At 47.4% G+C, this 17,961-nt stretch carries 19 protein-coding genes and 1 pseudogene; 14 read left to right on the forward strand and 6 right to left on the reverse strand.

What is annotated here, in order from left to right; genetic code table 11:
• Positions 1–158 precede the first annotated feature (158 nt).
• Together KGP16_RS20070 and KGP16_RS27720 are read left to right on the forward strand one after the other, a co-directional pair.
• A complete protein-coding gene (locus KGP16_RS20070) occupies positions 159–5,714 on the forward strand; it encodes a DUF3320 domain-containing protein (protein WP_223500238.1) in 5,556 nt (1,851 codons plus the stop codon).
• A gap of 187 nt (positions 5,715–5,901) precedes the next feature.
• A complete protein-coding gene (locus KGP16_RS27720) occupies positions 5,902–5,979 on the forward strand; it encodes a hypothetical protein (RefSeq protein WP_371822717.1) in 78 nt (25 codons plus the stop codon).
• 367 nt (positions 5,980–6,346) lie between these two features.
• Here the strand turns inward: KGP16_RS27720 and KGP16_RS20080 are convergent, their stop codons facing one another.
• Positions 6,347–7,072 (reverse strand): hypothetical protein, encoded by a 726-nt coding sequence (locus KGP16_RS20080; protein WP_223500239.1) that lies wholly within the window; start codon positions 7,070–7,072, stop codon positions 6,347–6,349.
• Between the two features lie 670 nt (positions 7,073–7,742).
• Between KGP16_RS20080 and KGP16_RS20090 the strand changes: the two genes are divergently transcribed.
• Genes KGP16_RS20090 through KGP16_RS20110 form a run of 5 tightly spaced genes read left to right on the forward strand, consistent with a single transcriptional unit; the run spans position 7,743 to position 12,100 of the window.
• Entirely contained in the window at positions 7,743–8,744 is a 1,002-nt protein-coding gene (locus tag KGP16_RS20090) for an ABC transporter substrate-binding protein (RefSeq protein WP_223500240.1), read from the forward strand.
• Positions 8,745–8,761: 17 nt separating this feature from the next.
• The gene (locus KGP16_RS20095; RefSeq protein WP_223498240.1) at positions 8,762–9,778 is read left to right on the forward strand and encodes an iron ABC transporter permease; all 1,017 of its coding nucleotides are present in this window, start codon (positions 8,762–8,764) and stop codon (positions 9,776–9,778) included.
• Positions 9,778–10,539, forward strand: coding sequence for an ABC transporter ATP-binding protein (locus KGP16_RS20100; protein WP_179249277.1), 762 nt, complete (start codon positions 9,778–9,780; stop codon positions 10,537–10,539). The genes KGP16_RS20095 and KGP16_RS20100 overlap by 1 nt, the downstream gene beginning before the upstream one ends.
• A gap of 15 nt (positions 10,540–10,554) precedes the next feature.
• Positions 10,555–11,784 carry an MFS transporter gene (locus KGP16_RS20105; protein WP_223500242.1) on the forward strand — a complete coding sequence of 410 codons (1,230 nt, stop codon included), beginning with the start codon at positions 10,555–10,557 and terminating at the stop codon, positions 11,782–11,784.
• A gap of 58 nt (positions 11,785–11,842) precedes the next feature.
• Positions 11,843–12,100: a hypothetical protein gene (locus KGP16_RS20110; protein WP_209530198.1), complete on the forward strand. Its 258-nt coding sequence runs from the start codon at positions 11,843–11,845 to the stop codon at positions 12,098–12,100.
• Between the two features lie 52 nt (positions 12,101–12,152).
• Here the strand turns inward: KGP16_RS20110 and KGP16_RS27725 are convergent, their stop codons facing one another.
• On the reverse strand, positions 12,153–12,218 hold the full coding sequence (locus KGP16_RS27725) for a hypothetical protein (RefSeq protein WP_342454129.1): 66 nt from the start codon (positions 12,216–12,218) through the stop codon (positions 12,153–12,155).
• A 22-nt stretch (positions 12,219–12,240) separates the two neighbouring features.
• Positions 12,241–12,303 (reverse strand): annotated as a pseudogene (locus KGP16_RS27575) (hypothetical protein); the annotation flags it as partial.
• A 238-nt stretch (positions 12,304–12,541) separates the two neighbouring features.
• Between KGP16_RS27575 and KGP16_RS20120 the strand changes: the two are divergent.
• On the forward strand, positions 12,542–12,844 hold the full coding sequence (locus KGP16_RS20120; protein ID WP_223500243.1) for a helix-turn-helix transcriptional regulator: 303 nt from the start codon (positions 12,542–12,544) through the stop codon (positions 12,842–12,844).
• A gap of 7 nt (positions 12,845–12,851) precedes the next feature.
• Complete coding sequence (locus tag KGP16_RS20125; protein WP_179249281.1) at positions 12,852–13,379, forward strand: rhodanese family protein; 528 nt, start codon at positions 12,852–12,854, stop codon at positions 13,377–13,379.
• A 46-nt stretch (positions 13,380–13,425) separates the two neighbouring features.
• Here the strand turns inward: KGP16_RS20125 and KGP16_RS20130 are convergent, their stop codons facing one another.
• Positions 13,426–13,881, reverse strand: a complete 456-nt coding sequence (locus KGP16_RS20130) for a GNAT family N-acetyltransferase (RefSeq protein ID WP_179249282.1) — start codon at positions 13,879–13,881, stop codon at positions 13,426–13,428.
• A gap of 121 nt (positions 13,882–14,002) precedes the next feature.
• Between KGP16_RS20130 and KGP16_RS20135 the strand changes: the two genes are divergently transcribed.
• Positions 14,003–14,740: a bifunctional 2-polyprenyl-6-hydroxyphenol methylase/3-demethylubiquinol 3-O-methyltransferase UbiG gene (locus tag KGP16_RS20135; RefSeq protein ID WP_223500244.1), complete on the forward strand. Its 738-nt coding sequence runs from the start codon at positions 14,003–14,005 to the stop codon at positions 14,738–14,740.
• Positions 14,741–14,967: 227 nt separating this feature from the next.
• Here the strand turns inward: KGP16_RS20135 and KGP16_RS20140 are convergent, their stop codons facing one another.
• A complete protein-coding gene (locus KGP16_RS20140; protein WP_024530931.1) occupies positions 14,968–15,447 on the reverse strand; it encodes a GNAT family N-acetyltransferase in 480 nt (159 codons plus the stop codon).
• 189 nt (positions 15,448–15,636) lie between these two features.
• Between KGP16_RS20140 and KGP16_RS20145 the strand changes: the two genes are divergently transcribed.
• Positions 15,637–15,819 (forward strand): YodC family protein, encoded by a 183-nt coding sequence (locus KGP16_RS20145; RefSeq protein WP_223500245.1) that lies wholly within the window; start codon positions 15,637–15,639, stop codon positions 15,817–15,819.
• 105 nt (positions 15,820–15,924) lie between these two features.
• The gene (locus KGP16_RS20150; protein ID WP_059201587.1) at positions 15,925–16,338 is read left to right on the forward strand and encodes a DoxX family protein; all 414 of its coding nucleotides are present in this window, start codon (positions 15,925–15,927) and stop codon (positions 16,336–16,338) included.
• Between the two features lie 44 nt (positions 16,339–16,382).
• Here the strand turns inward: KGP16_RS20150 and smrA are convergent, their stop codons facing one another.
• Positions 16,383–16,955 carry a DNA endonuclease SmrA gene (gene smrA, locus KGP16_RS20155; protein ID WP_037376550.1) on the reverse strand — a complete coding sequence of 191 codons (573 nt, stop codon included), beginning with the start codon at positions 16,953–16,955 and terminating at the stop codon, positions 16,383–16,385.
• A 166-nt stretch (positions 16,956–17,121) separates the two neighbouring features.
• Between smrA and KGP16_RS20160 the strand changes: the two genes are divergently transcribed.
• Together KGP16_RS20160 and KGP16_RS20165 are read left to right on the forward strand one after the other, a co-directional pair.
• Complete coding sequence (locus KGP16_RS20160) at positions 17,122–17,460, forward strand: MbeD/MobD family mobilization/exclusion protein (protein WP_021178945.1); 339 nt, start codon at positions 17,122–17,124, stop codon at positions 17,458–17,460.
• A gap of 46 nt (positions 17,461–17,506) precedes the next feature.
• The gene (locus KGP16_RS20165) at positions 17,507–17,953 is read left to right on the forward strand and encodes a DUF1198 family protein (RefSeq protein WP_059201588.1); all 447 of its coding nucleotides are present in this window, start codon (positions 17,507–17,509) and stop codon (positions 17,951–17,953) included.
• The last annotated feature ends 8 nt before the right edge of the window (positions 17,954–17,961 follow it).

Consider the following 17,961-nt stretch of genomic DNA (forward strand, 5'->3'; position numbering starts at 1 on the left):
AACCAGAATACCCCTCTTCACTTCCTCTCGGGGCTGGAGTAAAGTCATTATCAAATTATTATAAAATATTCATCAGCACTCTTTCATAGCATCCTACCGCAATGATATCTCAGATAGCGTAGGGGTTAACAAGAACAATATGACGGACTAATAATTGTATGAATGATAACGAAGGGACACTATTTCAAAGCAATGCATTCTCCCTTGAGCAAAAACTTGAAAGAGCACGAGCGCAACTGCTTGATTTAGGTGCTAGAAATAGATTGCTCAACATTCCCAGAGCACGGACGTCAAAATTTCTTGATGTGTGTGATGAGCGCTCTGAAGATATTTATAAGCTATTAGTGATTGAAGCAAAAACCTTTACCTTCCTGCATGGGAAAACTGGCAAAGATGATGATAACCAGGAAAGTGAAGAAACGAATGATAACATTGAAACATTTCTCTATCCATTCAAAGAAGATGATACTCCAAAAGCACAACATTTAGATACAAAACTCCAAACAAGGCTGACGGCTAAAGGGTTACAAAAAAGGCTATTGGACCTTTATCACGACTCTCGAACGTTAGAGGAAGAACAAGGTGTCAATATTCTTTATTTAGCACTGGGATCGTTAAAATGGATAGATCCTGCTAATAAAGAAAATATTCGCTATGCGCCATTAATTTTAATTCCTGTAACCCTTGAACGTGGCAATGTCGGTGAAAGGTTTAAACTACGAGCAAGGAACGAAGAAATTATCGCGAACCTTTCTCTGGAGGCCTTTTTAGAAAAAATTCACCAACTTACTCTTCCAGAGCTGAGACTAAATGATAATCATGAATTAAATATTACTAGTTACATGTCAGATATCGCTGAAGCAGTCAGCCTTAAGCCTGATTGGCAAGTTCTAGAAAATGATATCACTTTGGGCCTATTTTCCTTCGCTAAATTTTTAATGTATCGCGATCTAGATCCTGCTAATTGGCCCGCCAAAGATAGTATTACCACCCAACCCATTATCCGTGCACTGATGTCGGATGGGTTTGATGGGGATGACAGCCTGCTATCCGAAGATGAACCGATCGACCCTATTATTCCACCAAAAGATATGTTGCACATCATGGATAGCGACAGTTCACAAACTCTTGCGATTCATGAGGTCCGTCGGGGTAAAAGTTTGGTCATACAGGGACCGCCTGGAACAGGTAAGTCACAAACTATCGCAAACATCATTGCTTCTGCTGTAGCGGATGGAAAAACAGTTCTTTTCGTTGCTGAAAAAATGGCTGCTTTAGAGGTTGTTAAGCGTCGCCTTGATCAGTCCGGCGTTGGCGATGCTTGTCTAGAGCTACACAGCAACAAAACAAACAAACGCGCCTTCCTGGAAGAACTTAAAAGAGTTTGGGAATTAGGCTCCCCACGTGGAGAATTCTCGGACACATTGATAGATAATCTGACCGAAGTGCGAGACCTATTAAACCAGCATCCAGCCAGGATCCATAAGGTTTATAGCCCTTCGGAACTCACTCCATATCAAGTCATGGGTCACTTAGTCCGCTTACGTCAGGTTGGTCAAGCCCCAACAAATTTCCGTTTGCACGGCATCGAATTGTGGAGCAGCAATGACTTAACAAAACGCTTAGAGCTTACAAAAGAACTCTTAGATAGGGTAAATGATATTGGGATACCTGATAATCACCCGTGGCATGGCGTTGGTCTTGAGAGAATTATACCCAGCGAGGTAGAGCGTTTAGTCTCAGATATTAACGGTGTGCTAATCCAACTAGCAGAGTTTTATTCGAAAACTATAGCGCTGGCAAGAGATGTAGCATTATTCCCTGCTCCAAATACATTCAAAGATATTGATGAGCTCGTGGTGGTTACGGAGCACATTAACAGCGCGCCCAATCTCTCAGTGGAAGCATTAACCTCGCCAATATGGAAAACTCAACTAGTAGAGATCAATAATCTAATTAATTTAGGCCTTGATTATCAAAGGGTTTTTACAGAAATTGAGAGTGAGATTGTAGTTGAAAATTTAAAGATGCCTCTTACTGAACTCGAGGTTGAATTAAATGCGCTTCCGGATAGTTTACTACCCTCAGGCTTTGCCACTGCAATTCCTCTTCAGAGGTCTTTGACAAAGCTGCTGGCTGAAGCACGTCAACTACAGCTTGAATTAGGGTCCCAAACAGGACTGGATACTTGCCAAAATATCAAGCAGTTAATCGAACTAGGTGAAAAGGTGGCCTCTGTGCCCGAAGTCAGCCCCGAAGCCCTCATTGCATCCGTTTGGGAGCAAGGTGTTGAACAAGCTTCAGACCTCGTTAACTCGATAATACGATTAACCGAAACGTATTCTAATATTGAACACCAACTACAAGGGGTTGCCTGGGAAGCTGACGTTATTACTGCGAGAAACAGTTTGGCAGTACAAACTGATCCACTTCGGTTTTTCAGCAGTGAATGGCGAAAATCACGGGCTTTTGTGCGATCCCTTATTCGCGATCCTTCAATGCCAATTCCATTGCAAGTTGAATTATTAGATAAACTGCTGGAAGTACAATCATTAAGAAAAAAAATAAAAGAGCTCGATGCATTTGGACAATCCGCATTTGGCAGTGATTGGCGTGGGGAAAGTAGCAATAGCCAACTATTGTTAGCACTCATCGATTGGATGAGGACATTAAAAGAATTCAATACAGAAACTCGAGTTCTTGCTAGCCGCCTTGCTGACCGTGATTTAGTCAAATGCCAAGTTGATCAACTTAATATCACATTTGAACAGGTAAGCGTTCAGTTAGATACTCTATGGAATGCTTTCGATTTGTCTCCAAGTGAATTTTTTGAAAATAACTTCTCTATAAGTCGCGTACCACTTAACTTTATCGAGAAACATGTTAAAAAGTTAATCTGGATTGACGAAAGATCTAGAGAGCTATTTAAAAACCCACCAGATATTTTGAGTGAAAGGCGATATTTATTATCGAAGGTCATAAAGTTACAGCAACTATCTCAGACAATAGACTCTTTGGATATTCTAGGTGCTCAGGCATTTTCGAATAGCTGGATGAAAAGTGATTCCGATTGGAAATCATTGATGCAGGCTTCTAACTGGATAGAGCAACATCAGGATTTACGTTTTATTGCAGCCAACATCAACAATCGAAATGAAATGGCGGAACTTGCAAATCAATATCAACAGACAGGTATTAATTTTATCAACATTATCGATAATCTGTCGATAAGATTAGCTTCAAAAACTGAGACACTGTTTAAAGTGGGTTCAATTGATGAGTTATCAATACTGGCCGCAGGCACTAAGTTGCTATTGTGGATGGATAATTCAGAACAGCTTTCCAAATGGGTTGCTTGGCAATACCGAGCTTCTTTAGCTAAAAAACTAGGCATGAGCGAGTTTATTGAAAAACTTGCAAATGGAAGCCTTACGCAAGAAAACAGCTTCACCGCTGTTGAACGCACTTATTATGAATCTTTATTGGCATTAATGGTGGAACAAGATCCTGAACTTGTTCGATTTGATGGAGAGCTTCATTCCAGAGAAGTAGAAAAATTTTCTGACCTGGATCGTAAGCGTATCAAAGCAGCCAGCTTTGAAGTGGTTAGAGCACATCATCGTAGAATTCCATCTCAAATAGGTGGTGCTGGTCCTGTTGGTATTCTGCGTGCAGAAATGGCACGTAAGAGGGGGCATATGCCAATCCGGCAGCTAATGCTAAAAGCTGGCTTAGCGATACAAGCTCTAAAACCAGTAATGATGATGAGTCCATTATCCATTGCACAATTTCTGGTACCTGGATGCCAAAAATTTGATCTTCTCGTGATGGATGAAGCTAGCCAGATCCAACCTGTTGATGCCATCGGCGCCATTGCAAGATGCGGGCAAGTTGTTGTCGTAGGCGATGAGCGACAATTACCCCCAACCAGCTTTTTCTCTAGGATGATAGAATCGGATAGTGAGGATGATGATGAACTTTCACAAGTGGCAGATATCGAGAGCGTATTGGGATTATTTGTCGCGAGAGGGTTACCGCAGAGAATGTTGCGTTGGCATTATCGCAGCCGCCATCAGTCATTAATTGCCGTATCTAACAGCCAATTTTATGAGAATAAACTCTTTATAGTACCTAGCCCGTACACTCAAGAAGCCGGAATGGGATTGTTATTTCATCATGTGCAAAATGGCGTTTTTGAATCGGGAAGCAGCAGCTCTAACCCGGTGGAAGCAAGACGCGTAGCTACAGCAATAATGGAACATGCACAAAATCATAAGGGGCTGTCTCTGGGTGTTGCGACATTCTCGGTTTCGCAGCGAAAAGCCATCCAGGACGAACTAGAGGTATTACGCCGCCTGAACCCGGAGTTGGAAGATTTCTTCCATGCCCATCCAAATGAACCGTTCTTTGTTAAAAACTTAGAGAACGTTCAGGGAGATGAGCGCGATGTGATTATGATTTCCGTTGGCTATGCCAAAAACACCAATGGTTACATGGCTATGCGTTTCGGCCCTCTAGGCGCAGAAGGGGGAGAACGCCGCTTGAATGTTCTGATAAGTAGAGCAAAACGACGTTGTGAGGTTTTTGCGTCAATCACTGACGAAGATATCGATCTTGAGCGGGCAAAAGGCAAAGGTGTCTTTGCGTTCAAACTGTTTCTTCAATACGCTCGCACAGGACGTTTATCCTTGGCTCAAAAATCCGATCGTGCAATGGATAGTGTGTTTGAAGAACAGGTAGCTGACGCACTTCAAAAAAGAGGTTACCAGGTCCATCCACAAGTTGGCATTGCTGGATTCTTTATCGATTTAGCCATTGCAGATCCTGATATGCCAGGACGATATCTGATTGGCATTGAGTGTGATGGTCGAGCCTATCATTCCTCTCGGTCCGCCCGTGAGCGTGACAGATTACGCCAATCCGTGCTGGAGGATCACGGGTGGATTATTCACCGAATTTGGAGCTCCGACTGGTTCCAGCGACCAGAAGAACAGTTGCAACGCACTGTCGAAGCAATCGAAACAGCAAAAAATGAACTTGCCCTTCGTTCGGATCGCAGAAGTTCTGATACCAGGGCTGTGCCGATTGAAATTATCACTATTGAACGTGAGTCTGTAACAGAAATTAGTCTCGTCGATTCTGAACAGAGCCTTGAACATGTTGAAAATTATATCGAGTCTACCCCTGAGTTTCATGCCAATTGGCAGCTGCATGAAACACCAGCAAGCATTCTGGTGGACCTGATTGAAAAAATCGTTCAAACCGAGTCACCAATTCATGTCAGTGAAGTCGTTACACGCCTAAGAACCGCATGGGGGTTACAGCGTGCCGGGGCAAGAATAGAAGCGGCAGTAAATCAGGCAATCAATATCGCATGCAAAAAAGGAACGATATTGCAGGCTGGGAATTTCCTTATGTGTAGTACCTCAGAAATTACGCTCCGAAATCGACAGAACGTTCTGTCATCTGGTCTGAGAAAACCTGAAATGATTGCCCCTGAAGAAATAGCCGTCGGCATCAATGCAGTCGTGGCAAGAAACTTAGGAGCGACTGATGACGAAATCATTTCATCTGTTTCCAGAATGTTGGGATTCAGAGCCACAAGCAGTGTCTTGAGAAAAACAATATCTGAAGTCATAGAAGGTTTATTGAATGAAGGTATTCTGAGGAGAGAAAATACAATGATTATTGTTAGCGAAACAGTGGAAAATTAATGGCTGTAGACAGTAGCCTAAGGTCGCGAAAGCGGCCTTGGGGTGCAATGCCTGATATCAACACCTTCTCCTTTCGCTTTGATTCATCGCCTAGTCGTTGCAGTCCGGGCAACGGATGGCATCTATCCTGAGTCTGTTGTGAATCGCCAAACTAAACGACCACTCCCCTTACAACTGGTTGCGTGATGTGCTGACCCGCTTGCCGACCTGGCCTAACAGTCGGATCAACAATCTATTACCTTACGCCGAAAACCGCTTCAGTTAATCCTCCTCAACTTATTACATTATTTTAATCGTACAACACGAGGTAACCGTTCGGTTACGTATCAGAAAACTACGTCTTTGATAAGGTGGAGGCATCTACCTTTCCCGCGCTGCCTTGAAGAAACTAATAAGGTTTAATAATAATCACAAACCTATAGAACAAGAGAACAAGAGAACAAGAGAACAAGAGAACAAGAGAACACTAATTTCCCAAGTCGCCCTATGTATGTTCAGTCAGAAATTAATCACACATCTTCCTTAGTTTCAAATTCGTAGTCGATAAAAAAGATCGCCTCCGGATAATAAAGCCATCTAAAACATCACCTATCGTATTAGTAAAGCAGCATTTTAATGATTCATTATCAGAATTATTTAGGTGTTACTTTGTATTTATCAATTAATTCTTTTCTTTTTCTTAAAAATGAATAGTCATTTAGTTTTTTTGAAAAAACAATAGCCCAGATGAAAGAGATTGAATTCTCGACAATAATATAAATAACTCTAACTGTATAGATGACAATAATGAGCATTGCTAGCATTGTTATTATATTAATGAAATTTACACGAGCATGATACAATGACCCAACTAACTCGAATACTTCAAAAACGTAGCAAACTAAAAGAGCAACAAATGCGGTATGAGCTATCATAAATAATATTATTTTTCTTAATGAATGTGTTGGCATTGTGTTTCTGTCATAATCAAAAATCTGATTGCAATCAAGAAAAGACAAAAAACCAATACTATTCATACGGATATTTTTATCATAAATATAGTTAAATAAGATTTGTAGTATAGGCAATGGGTAAAATAAACCATACTGTTTTAGCTTTAATTCCTTCATTAAAACATCATATTTCTCATCAGTCTCTTTATATTCACTTATTAATTTCAAGGCATTAATTTTATCGTCTACTGATAGTTTTAAAAACCCAGACGAAAGATTATTTTTGAAGATCCAGAAGAATGGGAAAAAAACTCTTCTTATTGATCTAATTGACCATAAAAAAATTGCTACAATCAGCGGCCCGGTGATCCCCTTGAAATGCTCATCGAATAGCCATGAATCTTTTACAATATCTATTCCGTTCATAATTTTTAGATGCTTTATTATTTATGATTGACTCATACTATAATCAAACAATCATTAAAATCAATTAATTTTTTTCTAACATAAGCCACCACTAACCAAAGTAGTTAGACTTTTTATGAAATTTACCCTTTAAAATAGGGCTTAAAATGATACCAGATTATAAAAAAAAATTAGAATATATATGATGTTTTTTATATAAGAGATTCATCGTCTAAATATAAAATTTTCATATAAAATCGCCTTCTTAGCCACAAAACCGACTATTGCGATTATTAGCAAACTGATAACAGCTCCTGCCATGCCTGTTGATATGCCAATGAGAAAAGATAGGCCAAAAGCCAGCAGGATAACAGTAAGCGCATACTACTGTGGATAAGTACCAGACACCCTCAGCAGGTTCATTCATCCCTTTACTTTCTTATCACCCCAACTTGATACATCAGCAAGTTGGCACGTGTAAGATACGCAAGCAATTTTCATTCCATCTTCACCGGCCTCACGGCCTCATACCCTACTTGACGTGTTTTTCACCGCTTAATCCCTAGTCTTGATGGGTATTTAATGCGTGGTTTTCCATGGGTTAAGCAGTAAATTTTTATCGCATAATAAATAATTTTCATTATCATTGCGTTTCCGCAGTCAAAACTCATTCCGTTAAGAGTAGTGTAAAATGAAAAAGGTCATCTATGCGTTAGGAATGGTGCTCGCCTCGGCCAGCTCTGCTTTGGCAACCACGTATCCTCTAACTATTGAGAATTGTGGCTATAAAGAGACGTTTACCAAAGCCCCCGAGCGCGTCGTCGCACTGGGACAAAATACCGTCGAAATTCTGCTGCTATTGGGATTGCAGGACAAGATAGTCGCCAGTGCGTTTTGGCCGACTAAAGTGCTGCCGCAACTGGCTGAACAGAATGAGAAAATCAAAACGCTGACGGTAGAAATACCAACGTTGGAATCCATTCTTGCGCAAGACCCTGACTTTGTTCCCGCACAACTGCCTTTACTGCTCGGCCCAGAAAGTAAAGTCGCCAAGCGCGAAGATCTCGCCACCGTTGGCGTGAATAGCTACATGTCTCCGGGTATGTGTGCAACCAAAAAAGACATTGGCGATATGTACGGTAGCCGCCAAAAACTGTGGGACATGACCTTCCTTTATCAAGAGATTGCAGACTTTGCCAAAATCTTCAACGTCGAAGATCGCGGCCAGGCGTTAATTGCCGATTTTAAACAACGCGAAGCAGACCTTCGCCGGGAGTTCGGAAAAAACAACCAGGATCTTTCGTTTGTCTTCTGGTTCTCTAGCTCTTCCCCCTCCTCTGACGCCTATGTCGGCGGCAAGAACAGCGCCTCCGGTTTTATCGCTAATCTGTTAGGCGGCCATAACGCCATCACCTCAGAGACTGAGTGGCCAACCGTCGGTTGGGAAAGCATCATTGCCGCCAACCCCAATGTGATTGTGGTTTCAAGCCTTGACCGAAATCGCTGGGCGCTCGATAACGCAGAAGAAAAGATTAAATTTCTCAAAACCGATCCTGCTGTTAGTCAATTAGATGCGGTGAAAAAAGGCCACATCGTCGTGATGGACGGCCAGGCAATGAACCCAACGATTCGTACCATCTATGGTGCAGAACAAGTTGGCGAACAGCTCAGAAATCTTGGGCTAGATAAATGACAGCAGTGGCGCAACCGATGAAACAGACGTTTCTGCTAGCCGCGTCGACTGTTTTTTCAGCGGTGTTGCTAGTGCTGGTGATCGCGATTGGCGTTAGCGTGGGTGAGCTTTCTATCCCGCTGCGAAGCGTGTTCTATGCCATAAGCAATAAACTCGGGCTGACAGAAGTGCCCCTTAGCCGCATTTACGAAAGTGTGATTTGGGACTTTCGCCTGAGCCGTGCGCTTGTTGCGGCTTGCTGCGGTGCCGGGTTGGCCATATGCGGTGCGGTGCTGCAAAGTCTGCTGAAAAATGCGCTGGCAGAGCCTTACGTGCTTGGCGTTTCTGCGGGCGCTTCAACCGGCGCGGTGTCAGTGGTCGTATTGGGCATAGGTACCGGTGCCGTGTCGCTCTCCGCCGGGGCATTTGCGGGGGCATTCGCCGCCTTTGCCTTTGTCGCCTTTCTGACCAATGGCGCACGTGGAGGCAATGAGCGCACCATTCTGGCGGGCGTTGCTGCGTCCCAGCTCTTCAACGCGATTACCGCTTACACCATCAGCACATCCGCTAGCGCGCAGCAGGCGCGTGACGTGATGTTCTGGTTGTTGGGCAGTTTCAGCGGCGTGAGATGGCCAGAATTTCAACTGGTGCTGGTAGTCGTGTTGGTAGGGCTTGCAGTGTGCCTTTACTATTCTCGAGCGTTGGATGCTTTTACTTTTGGCGATGATGCGGCCGCCTCGCTAGGCATCGCCGTGCCCTGGGTCCGCCTGCTCCTGTTCACCATCACTGCACTGATTACAGCAACCATCGTCAGCATGGCAGGTTCCATCGGCTTTGTGGGCTTGGTCGTTCCGCATGTCATGCGCTTCTTTTTTGGGCCATTGCACCGCAGGTTACTTATCACCTGCGCATTGGCAGGTGCCATCTTGATGGTGCTGGCCGATATAGCTTCGCGCTTACTTATAGCCCCGCAAAGTCTTCCGGTCGGCGTGGTCACCGCGCTGGTTGGCGTGCCGTTCTTTGCCGTTATCATCTACCGCTCAAGGAATAAGTGATGAGTATCGCCGCTGAAAATATTACCTGGAGTGTGGGTAAAAAAATCATCGTCAACAACGTCTCGCTGAGCGTTTCGAGTGGTGAAACCGTCGGATTATTGGGCCCTAACGGCTGCGGAAAGTCATCACTGCTGCGGATCCTCGCTGGATTACGGCGCCCCCACTCAGGTACTGTCACGCTGGACGGGCAAAATATCGCTCAGATAACCAAAAAGCAGTTGGCGCGTCGGGTGGCCTTTGTGGAACAGCACGGCATGACCGAGGCCAATATGCGCGTTGTCGACGTGGTCAAACTGGGGCGAATTCCCCATCACTCTCCATTTTCCAATTGGACCACGCAGGATGACGATACTGTCACCGCCGCGCTCCAGCGCGTGGATATGCTCGGCAAGAGTGAACAGGGGTGGCAGAGTTTATCGGGTGGCGAACGCCAGCGTGTTCACATTGCACGAGCTCTTGCACAATCGCCGACGGAGATCCTCCTGGATGAACCGACCAACCATCTGGATATCCGTCATCAGATACAGTTGATGAAACTCGTCAGCGAACTGCCAGTGACCAGCATTGTGGCTATTCACGATCTCAACCACGCCTCCATGTTCTGCGACTCGTTGATTGTAATGCAACAAGGGCAGATCGTCGCCGCTGGTAGCCCGCAGGAGATCCTCACAGAGTCTCTGCTTTGGGATGTATTCAAAGTAGAGACCAAGATTGAAATTTCGCCCTTCCACGGAAAAAAACATATCCACTACATCGCTTAATACCGGGTTATTAGCATGCCTTTGCCAATTCTGCGGTCAGTGACTCAGGTCTGGCCGCCTGTATTACTGGGCAGCCAGTTTGTTTTTAATATTGGCTTTTACGCCGTTGTGCCGTTTCTGGCCGTGTTTTTACGCGACGACATGATGCTGTCCGGCGGACTCATCGGGTTGATATTAGGTTTGCGAACGTTTTCTCAGCAAGGCATGTTTATCGTTGGCGGCGCATTATCCGATCGCTACGGCGCACGTATCATTATCCTCTGCGGCTGCATGATCCGTGTGGCAGGCTACCTGCTACTGGCTCTTGGCGAGTCACTATCTCCGATTATCATTGGTGCCTGTCTTACAGGCATCGGCGGTGCCCTGTTCTCTCCATCAATCGAAGCGTTACTGGCAAAGGCTGGAACGCAAAGCGAATTACAAGGGAAACGCAGCCGGGCGGAATGGTTTGCGCTGTTTGCGGTTTGCGGAGAGCTGGGGGCTGTACTGGGGCCGGTGGCAGGAGCATTATTGACAGGGTTGGGTTTTCGTCAGGTTGCACTGGCGGGGGCGGGTATCTTCGTGATAGCACTGGTGGTGTTGTTTTTCTGCCTTCCAGCTACGAATGTCAGAAAACAGACACTAAACATCCTTCCGTGGTGGACGACATTCGGTAAACCACGGTTTGTCGCTTTTATTATCGCCTATAGCTCGTGGCTGTTAAGTTATAACCAGTTATATTTTGCGCTGCCGGTGGAGATCCAACGTGCCGGCGGCAGCGAAAAAGATCTTGGCCCGTTGTTTATGCTGGCATCGCTGCTGATTATTGCCCTACAGTTACCGCTTGCACGCTTTGCTCGTCACATCGGGGCTGCGCGCATCCTGCCCGTGGGTTTTCTGCTTATTTCCGTCTCATTTCTTAGCGTCTCGCTGTTTGCTTCTACCCCTCCGCCAGAAAACGGATACCGGCTTTTACCTGCGGCCTGTTTTGTGACGTTATTGACCCTGGGGCAAATGCTGCTGGTGCCTTCAGTGAAAGACTTGATCCCATGGTTTGCTAACGAATCGACGTTGGGCGCACACTATGGTGCGCTTGCCTCAGCCGGAGGATGTGCGGTACTGGCGGGAAATTTCTTGCTTGGCAACCAGCTTGACGCCGCATTGGTTCCTTCCTATGAAGCCATTTTCCCTTGGCTACACCTGGCATTTTTCCCATTTTGCAGCGCAATAGCAATGGTTGTGATTTGTCGCCCTATGCGAAAATAGACCACACAACACTCATCCGATCCTGGGATCGTCGTGACACTAACTTAAGGAAGATACTATGGTGATTTACAGTTTTTTCGTGAAGGGCGAGCAGATTGTGGTACTGGATAACTCTGTACCTGATTTCGCAGATAATCAAAAGCACCTGTTAGATAAAGGCTATGCCAAGCAATTTGAAGAGTTGCAAGCCACCTCCCCGCAAGCGGCCCTTGCCAGATTTAAAGACATTAAGGGTGAGGAATACAAAACAGCGCATGCCTTTACCACTGGAGGCGTGTTTACCTCACTGATTGGTGCTTTATTGCCGAAAGGCTGACAGCACAGCTTGCTGGGGGCCCAGGTGAATGACTTTTGCCCCCACTCACCAATTAAAGACTGCCCCAGTCCGGCAGCTTGTTTACCCGTTTTCGCCAATAGTGATATAGCGCCATCATCAAGCCAGGCGGTAAACCACATAAACAGGCCCCACACAGTGCCAAAAAAGCCGCCGAAGCAAAGCACATGCAGCCAGAACGACATAAATGGCGGTGATGAGATCTTAACGCCTACCACACACAGTAGGCGTAGGAGCGTTAGCTAATCGGGGCTTTCGCCATTAAGCTGATTTACGAAGGCCTCACGCGCCGCTCCCTATAGCCGGTATATATCGTTGTGAATGAACCCAAGTTTGGCCTTTGTCTGACGCTTGAAAAAACACGTGCATTTTCCCGTCAATTACTTTAGCATTTACTAAATTTAGCAAATACTAAAATGATTAATGACTGACGAAAACGCCTCACTACTTGCCAGCGCCAATGCCGCCGCGACGTTGCTCAAAGCCATGAGCAACCCCCGCCGCCTGTTGATCCTTTGTATGTTGGTGGACGCGCCAGGCACCAGTGCCGGTGAGCTGGCGCTAGCTACCGGGCTTAGTCCATCAGCGACCTCACAGCATCTGGCCAAGATGCGCGAGGAAGGGCTGATTGAAAGCACCCGCGATCGGCAGCGCATCAACTACTCAATTAAAAATAACGCCGTGCAGCAGGTCATCAGCACGCTAAAAGTCATCTATTGCCCCTGAGGACACCATGAACATAGAAACGATAACTGCCCAGCAAGCGCAAAAATTAATCATGCAGGGAGCACGGTTGCTGGATATTCGCGGAAAGGATGAGTATGCCCACGAGCATATTGCCCAAGCCAGCTTGCTGTCGCTGACTGATATTGAGAAAGGTGGCAAACCGCAGGCCGTTAGTGAACAGGATGTGGTGATTTTTCACTGTCAGTCTGGCCGCCGTACGGCAGAAAACGCAGCGCTATTGGCAGGGGCCGCAACGCCTGCCAAGGTTTATCTGCTTGAAGGCGGTATCAACGGCTGGAAGCAACAGGGATTGGCTGTCATCAAGGGTAACAACCAGCCACTTCCCCTCATGCGACAGGTGCAGATTGCTGCTGGCTCCCTTATTCTGGCTGGGACAATCTTGGGGTATGTAATCTCTCCCCTGTTCTTCCTGTTGTCCGGCTTTGTCGGTGCTGGATTGCTATTTGCCGGTATCAGCGGATTTTGCGGGATGGCGACGCTGTTGGCCAAAATGCCTTGGAACCAACCCAAATAGCGAGATGCCCAACCTTAGGGGCGCCGCTGCGCCCCCAACATCAAGGTTAGGCAACATCCAACGAATAGACCCGTGACGACTCACCCCACGGGTGATAACCAAGCCCATCAAAGCTGAACCCCAATTTCTCGTAATAACCCACATGGTCGGTACACAGATGCAAACGGGGAAATCCCAGTTCGCCTGCGGCCTTGGCTACGTGATTGACCAACAATGCGCCGCATCCCTGCCCGCGATACTGTTCATCGACGTACAATGCACATAGCCACGGATACAGCTCCATACGGCTGATAAAGTCATTGGTAATCAAACCCGCGCAACCCACAACGGTTTCCCCATCCAGCAACAAATACCACTGCGGCAGCGGGTTTACCGCATCGATACAATGGGTTATCGAGTCTTGATACAGCATCATGGTCTCTGGCGATGCCCACTGACGCTGGAAATAATCGATAGCCACATCGCGATAGGCTGGCTCCTGACGCACCGAAATAATATTCACCCAAGCTCCTGATTTATTCTGTGGTCGCTACATTATGCCTTTTTTTGTTGGCAGTCAGTTGCTGAACGAATACCATTAATGCGCCGCGCTGTTATGCGGTTTATTTAATACAGGAGACGTTATGTCACAAAATATCTATGACAATCAAACCTTCTTCGACGGCTATGCACAGCTCAGCCGTTCGGTACAGGGTTTAGATGGCGCACCGGAATGGTCAACTATCCGCAGCATTCTGCCAGATTTGCAGGGCAAAAAGGTGGTCGATCTTGGCTGTGGTTACGGTTGGTTCTGCCGCAGTGCTCGTGAACAAGGTGCAGCCCAGGTACTGGGAATGGATCTTTCAGAGAAGATGTTGGGCAAGGCAAAAGAGATGACTAAAGATCCGGCGATTGAATACCGCCAGCAGGATCTGGAGGCGTTACAGCTCCCAGCAGCCAGCTTTGATTTGGTCTATAGCTCGCTAACGCTGCACTATATCGAAGACCTCAGCAAGCTGTTCGCAACCGTTTATCAGGCATTGGTGAGTGGTGGGGAGTTTATTTTTACCGCCGAGCACCCGATTTATACTGCGCCAAAGCATCAGGGCTGGTTGGTGGATGAGGCAGGGCAAAAATCCTGGCCAATCAATGGCTACCAGCAAGAAGGACAGCGTATTTCCAACTGGCTGGCGGAAGGAGTGATCAAGCAGCACCGTATGCTGGGCACCTATATCAATCTGTTGGTCCAGCAGGGATTCACCATCCGCTACCTGAACGAGTGGGGTCCCTCGGCTCAGCAGATTGCCGACAACCCAGCACTGGATGAAGAAAAAGAACGCCCGATGATCTTTATCCTGGCGGTACAAAAACCCGCTGCGTAATGGCTTTTCGCTTTATTAAATATCGTTAAAACATCCAATATTGGGGAGGCTGCCTCCCCCCAATACTTTCCAAGCTTATTCACAGCAAACGGATCTGGGCAACTTCAGGACAACACCGTTTCACTGTCGGTACAACTTACTCGCTCTCGCTTACCATTTCGCCTTCGTGGCTTTCCGGTTCAGGCTCGCTCTGAACTTCCTCTACCGGCGGCATTTCCAAGCGCAGATCAAGACATGGCAAACTGCTCGAGTACCTTGCCTTCCATACGATAGCGCACCCATTCATCTTGCGGAGCCGCACCAATGCTGAGATAGAAATCAATCGCTGGCTGATTCCAGTCCAGCACGCTCCATTCCAGGCGTCCGCAACGGCGCTCGCAAGCAAGCTGAGCGATATGGCGCAGCAAGGCTTTGCCCGTTCCCGCCCCACGGAACTTGGGTGTGATGTACAAATCTTCCAGATAGATGCCGTTTTTACCCAGCCAGGTCGAGTAGCTCATAAAGAACACCGCATAGCCTGCTGGCTCGCCGTTGACACTGCAAATCAGCGCCTCTGCGCAGGCGTTGGGGCCAAACAGGCTTTCCTCGATCTCTGCCTGGTTGGTACGCACCTCATCACGAGCCTTTTCGTACACGGCCAGCTCGATGATCATATCCAGAATTAGCTTGGCATCGGCTTTCACCGCCGGGCGAATTTCAATTGTCATGATGTTCCCTAAATAGCGTGATTTTCCTGCTGCCAGCATAATACTTAACCAATTCAGGCACAAACGACAATTTATCGGGCATCTAAGCAGGCACGCCCCTGCGTAAGGTGGCAACTGAGAAATGTTTATAGAGGGATCCCTCCGGTCTCCTATACTCAGTTTTCCCCCAAACAGATCTGGAGAAACGATATGTCATTTAACGTGGGTGATTTTGTGCAGCGTAAAACCGGTGGGCCAAAAATGACCGTTATCGAAGAGGATGGAGAGGCGCTGATATGCAGTTGGGTCGAACTGGGGGTAGAGCAACGCACCGAGGTGCAGGCCAACGAAGTGAACCCCTATCACGAAGACGGCGACTTCGGCGTCTGCTGATATTCCGTGAGCTCTCTCACGCCATCTCCCTAGATAAAATGTGAAGTTGATCTAGTATTTACCAGGTACAGCAACCTATTTTGGGTAGTGGTTAAGGGGTTCACAATGAGCGAAAGTGTAAAAGACGGCACCATTCTGTTGGCCAGAATTTTGCTGATGATCCTGTTTCTGATTTTCGGTTGGATGAAGCTGACCAACTTTGGTGCCACGGTCACGGCGATGGAGGGCTACGGTACGCCAATGCCTTACCTGGCCGCGGTTGTCGCCGTGGTGGTGGAGTTCATTTTCGGTATCTTCATCGTGCTGGGGGCCTTCACCCGGCCGATAGCCATCATTTATGCGCTCTATGTGCTGGGCACCGCCTTTATCGGCCACCCGTTCTGGCGTTTTAGCGGGGCAGAAATGATCGCCAACGAAATCAACTTCTTTAAAAACATCAGTATTATCGCCGGTCTGCTGCTGCTTGCCGTCACCGGTGCTGGCCGTTACTCTCTGGATTATAAGTGGTTTAAACGCTAACGCTCCCCTGTGGCGGCGCTCCCCTGCGCCGCCATGCTCACACCTTAGCGGCTATGTTTGGCATGGCGTTCGAAGTTATCCGCCTTGGCTGCGGCAGACTTACGCAAGGTGACGTAGCACGCCCCCTCACCACCGTCACGTGGCAGTGCCCGGCAAAACGCCTGCACTTGCTCAAACTGCCCCAGCCATTTGGCCAGGTAGCTGCGGATGATATTCGGATGGCTTTGATCTGTCCGCCCACGGCCATGCACAATCAGCAACGAACGCAGGCTGTCTTTCTCCGCCTGGATGATAAAGCGGAACAGCGCCTGGCGGCAGTTCTCGACCGGCTGACGCAACAGATTAAGGCTTACTTGCGGTGGATAGTGGCCGTGACGCAGCTTGTCTAGCACCCCTTGCTGAATACCTTCGCCCTTATATTCCAGCGGGGTATCGCAGGGAATAATGTCCAGAAAGCCGGTGCTGAGGAAGTTCTCCAACTGTAACGCCTGAGCTTCCCGGCGAGCACGTTTATCGACGGGATCCTGCGCCTTGAGGTACAGCGTGGATTGCCCTGCGGATAACGGCCTCACATCGGCCATCGCCTGGGCAAAAAAATCGTTCTCTTCGTTGCTCATTTCACATCACTCTCGGGAGATTTCACCCACCGCCGGGCTATTGAATGGCTTGATTGTAAAACGCCTTGCCAGGGTTGCAAGCAAGGAATTGACGGCAACGGGTGAGGTTGTGAGCGGTTTTCGTTATACTGCAGGCCATTATTGAGTGCCGCAAAGGATCCAACCCATGAATATGCGCGAGCTGGAAATCCAGTTTCAGAATGCAATGAATGAGTTACAAGCCAGCTTCGAACAGCAGCACCGTGAATGGCAACAAAGCTACCAGGCTCTGCAACAGCAGCTGGCCGAAGCGCAACGGCGTGAAATCGCGCTGCGCATGCAGAATGAACAGCTGGTCAACAAACTAAGCACCGCCAGTTCGGTGCCGGAACAGCATGCCCTGGTCAAGCAGATCAAGATGCTGGGTGCCCATTTGGATGCGCTGGCACAAGATGCCGCCACCTTTAATCGCCATGTCCATAATAAACAACGGGCCGCAGACAATTTCAGCGGCGAGCAACACTGACAATTTCGGGCGCGGATGCTGCGCACCAAGACGGTAAAAATCATACATGACGTGGATCATCATCGCCGCCCTGATCGTAGTTTTCATTATTGGTTATCGTGTCCTGACCTCCGACACCCGCAAGGCGATAGATTCACTGGCGCATTTGCTGAAAGTAAAACCGATGCTGGTGGAGTCCATGCTGCAGGAAATGGGCAACCGCCACAGCCAAAGCTTTATCCGCATGTTGAACAACGGCTATACCGAAGAGATGCATCAGGCCGCCTATATGCTGTTTATCTATCTGACGTTTATCAAGCAGGCGGACGATGAGCAGATTGGCCTGTGGCGGGAAACGCTGCTGCGTGCCGGGCTGTCGCCGGAACTGCATGCCGAACACACCGAGGCGGCGCTGTTTTACTTTGCCGAACTGGATCTGGATGCGTTTGAACTGGCGCAGTTCCGCCGGGCCTACAACGAACGCTATAACCGGGAAGCATTGGGCAACTGGTGAAGCTTTCC

The sequence above is a fragment of the Serratia sp. JSRIV006 genome (assembly GCF_019968685.1).
Lineage (GTDB): Bacteria > Pseudomonadota > Gammaproteobacteria > Enterobacterales > Enterobacteriaceae > Chania > Chania fonticola_B.

Bases quoted from the DNA above. Each gene is read 5' to 3' on its own strand.
- smrA (WP_037376550.1), bottom strand. From the start codon at position 16,955: ATGAGCAACGAAGAGAACGATTTTTTTGCCCAGGCGATGGCCGATGTG.
- KGP16_RS20125 (WP_179249281.1), top strand. From the start codon at position 12,852: ATGAACATAGAAACGATAACTGCCCAGCAAGCGCAAAAATTAATCATG.
- KGP16_RS20165 (WP_059201588.1), top strand. From the start codon at position 17,507: ATGACGTGGATCATCATCGCCGCCCTGATCGTAGTTTTCATTATTGGT.
- KGP16_RS20080 (WP_223500239.1), bottom strand. From the start codon at position 7,072: ATGAACGGAATAGATATTGTAAAAGATTCATGGCTATTCGATGAGCAT.
- KGP16_RS20105 (WP_223500242.1), top strand. From the start codon at position 10,555: ATGCCTTTGCCAATTCTGCGGTCAGTGACTCAGGTCTGGCCGCCTGTA.
- KGP16_RS20100 (WP_179249277.1), top strand. From the start codon at position 9,778: ATGAGTATCGCCGCTGAAAATATTACCTGGAGTGTGGGTAAAAAAATC.
- KGP16_RS20110 (WP_209530198.1), top strand. From the start codon at position 11,843: ATGGTGATTTACAGTTTTTTCGTGAAGGGCGAGCAGATTGTGGTACTG.
- KGP16_RS20160 (WP_021178945.1), top strand. From the start codon at position 17,122: ATGAATATGCGCGAGCTGGAAATCCAGTTTCAGAATGCAATGAATGAG.
- KGP16_RS20135 (WP_223500244.1), top strand. From the start codon at position 14,003: ATGTCACAAAATATCTATGACAATCAAACCTTCTTCGACGGCTATGCA.
- KGP16_RS20070 (WP_223500238.1), top strand. From the start codon at position 159: ATGAATGATAACGAAGGGACACTATTTCAAAGCAATGCATTCTCCCTT.
- KGP16_RS20145 (WP_223500245.1), top strand. From the start codon at position 15,637: ATGTCATTTAACGTGGGTGATTTTGTGCAGCGTAAAACCGGTGGGCCA.
- KGP16_RS20120 (WP_223500243.1), top strand. From the start codon at position 12,542: ATGACTGACGAAAACGCCTCACTACTTGCCAGCGCCAATGCCGCCGCG.
- KGP16_RS20140 (WP_024530931.1), bottom strand. From the start codon at position 15,447: ATGACAATTGAAATTCGCCCGGCGGTGAAAGCCGATGCCAAGCTAATT.
- KGP16_RS20150 (WP_059201587.1), top strand. From the start codon at position 15,925: ATGAGCGAAAGTGTAAAAGACGGCACCATTCTGTTGGCCAGAATTTTG.
- KGP16_RS20090 (WP_223500240.1), top strand. From the start codon at position 7,743: ATGAAAAAGGTCATCTATGCGTTAGGAATGGTGCTCGCCTCGGCCAGC.
- KGP16_RS20095 (WP_223498240.1), top strand. From the start codon at position 8,762: ATGAAACAGACGTTTCTGCTAGCCGCGTCGACTGTTTTTTCAGCGGTG.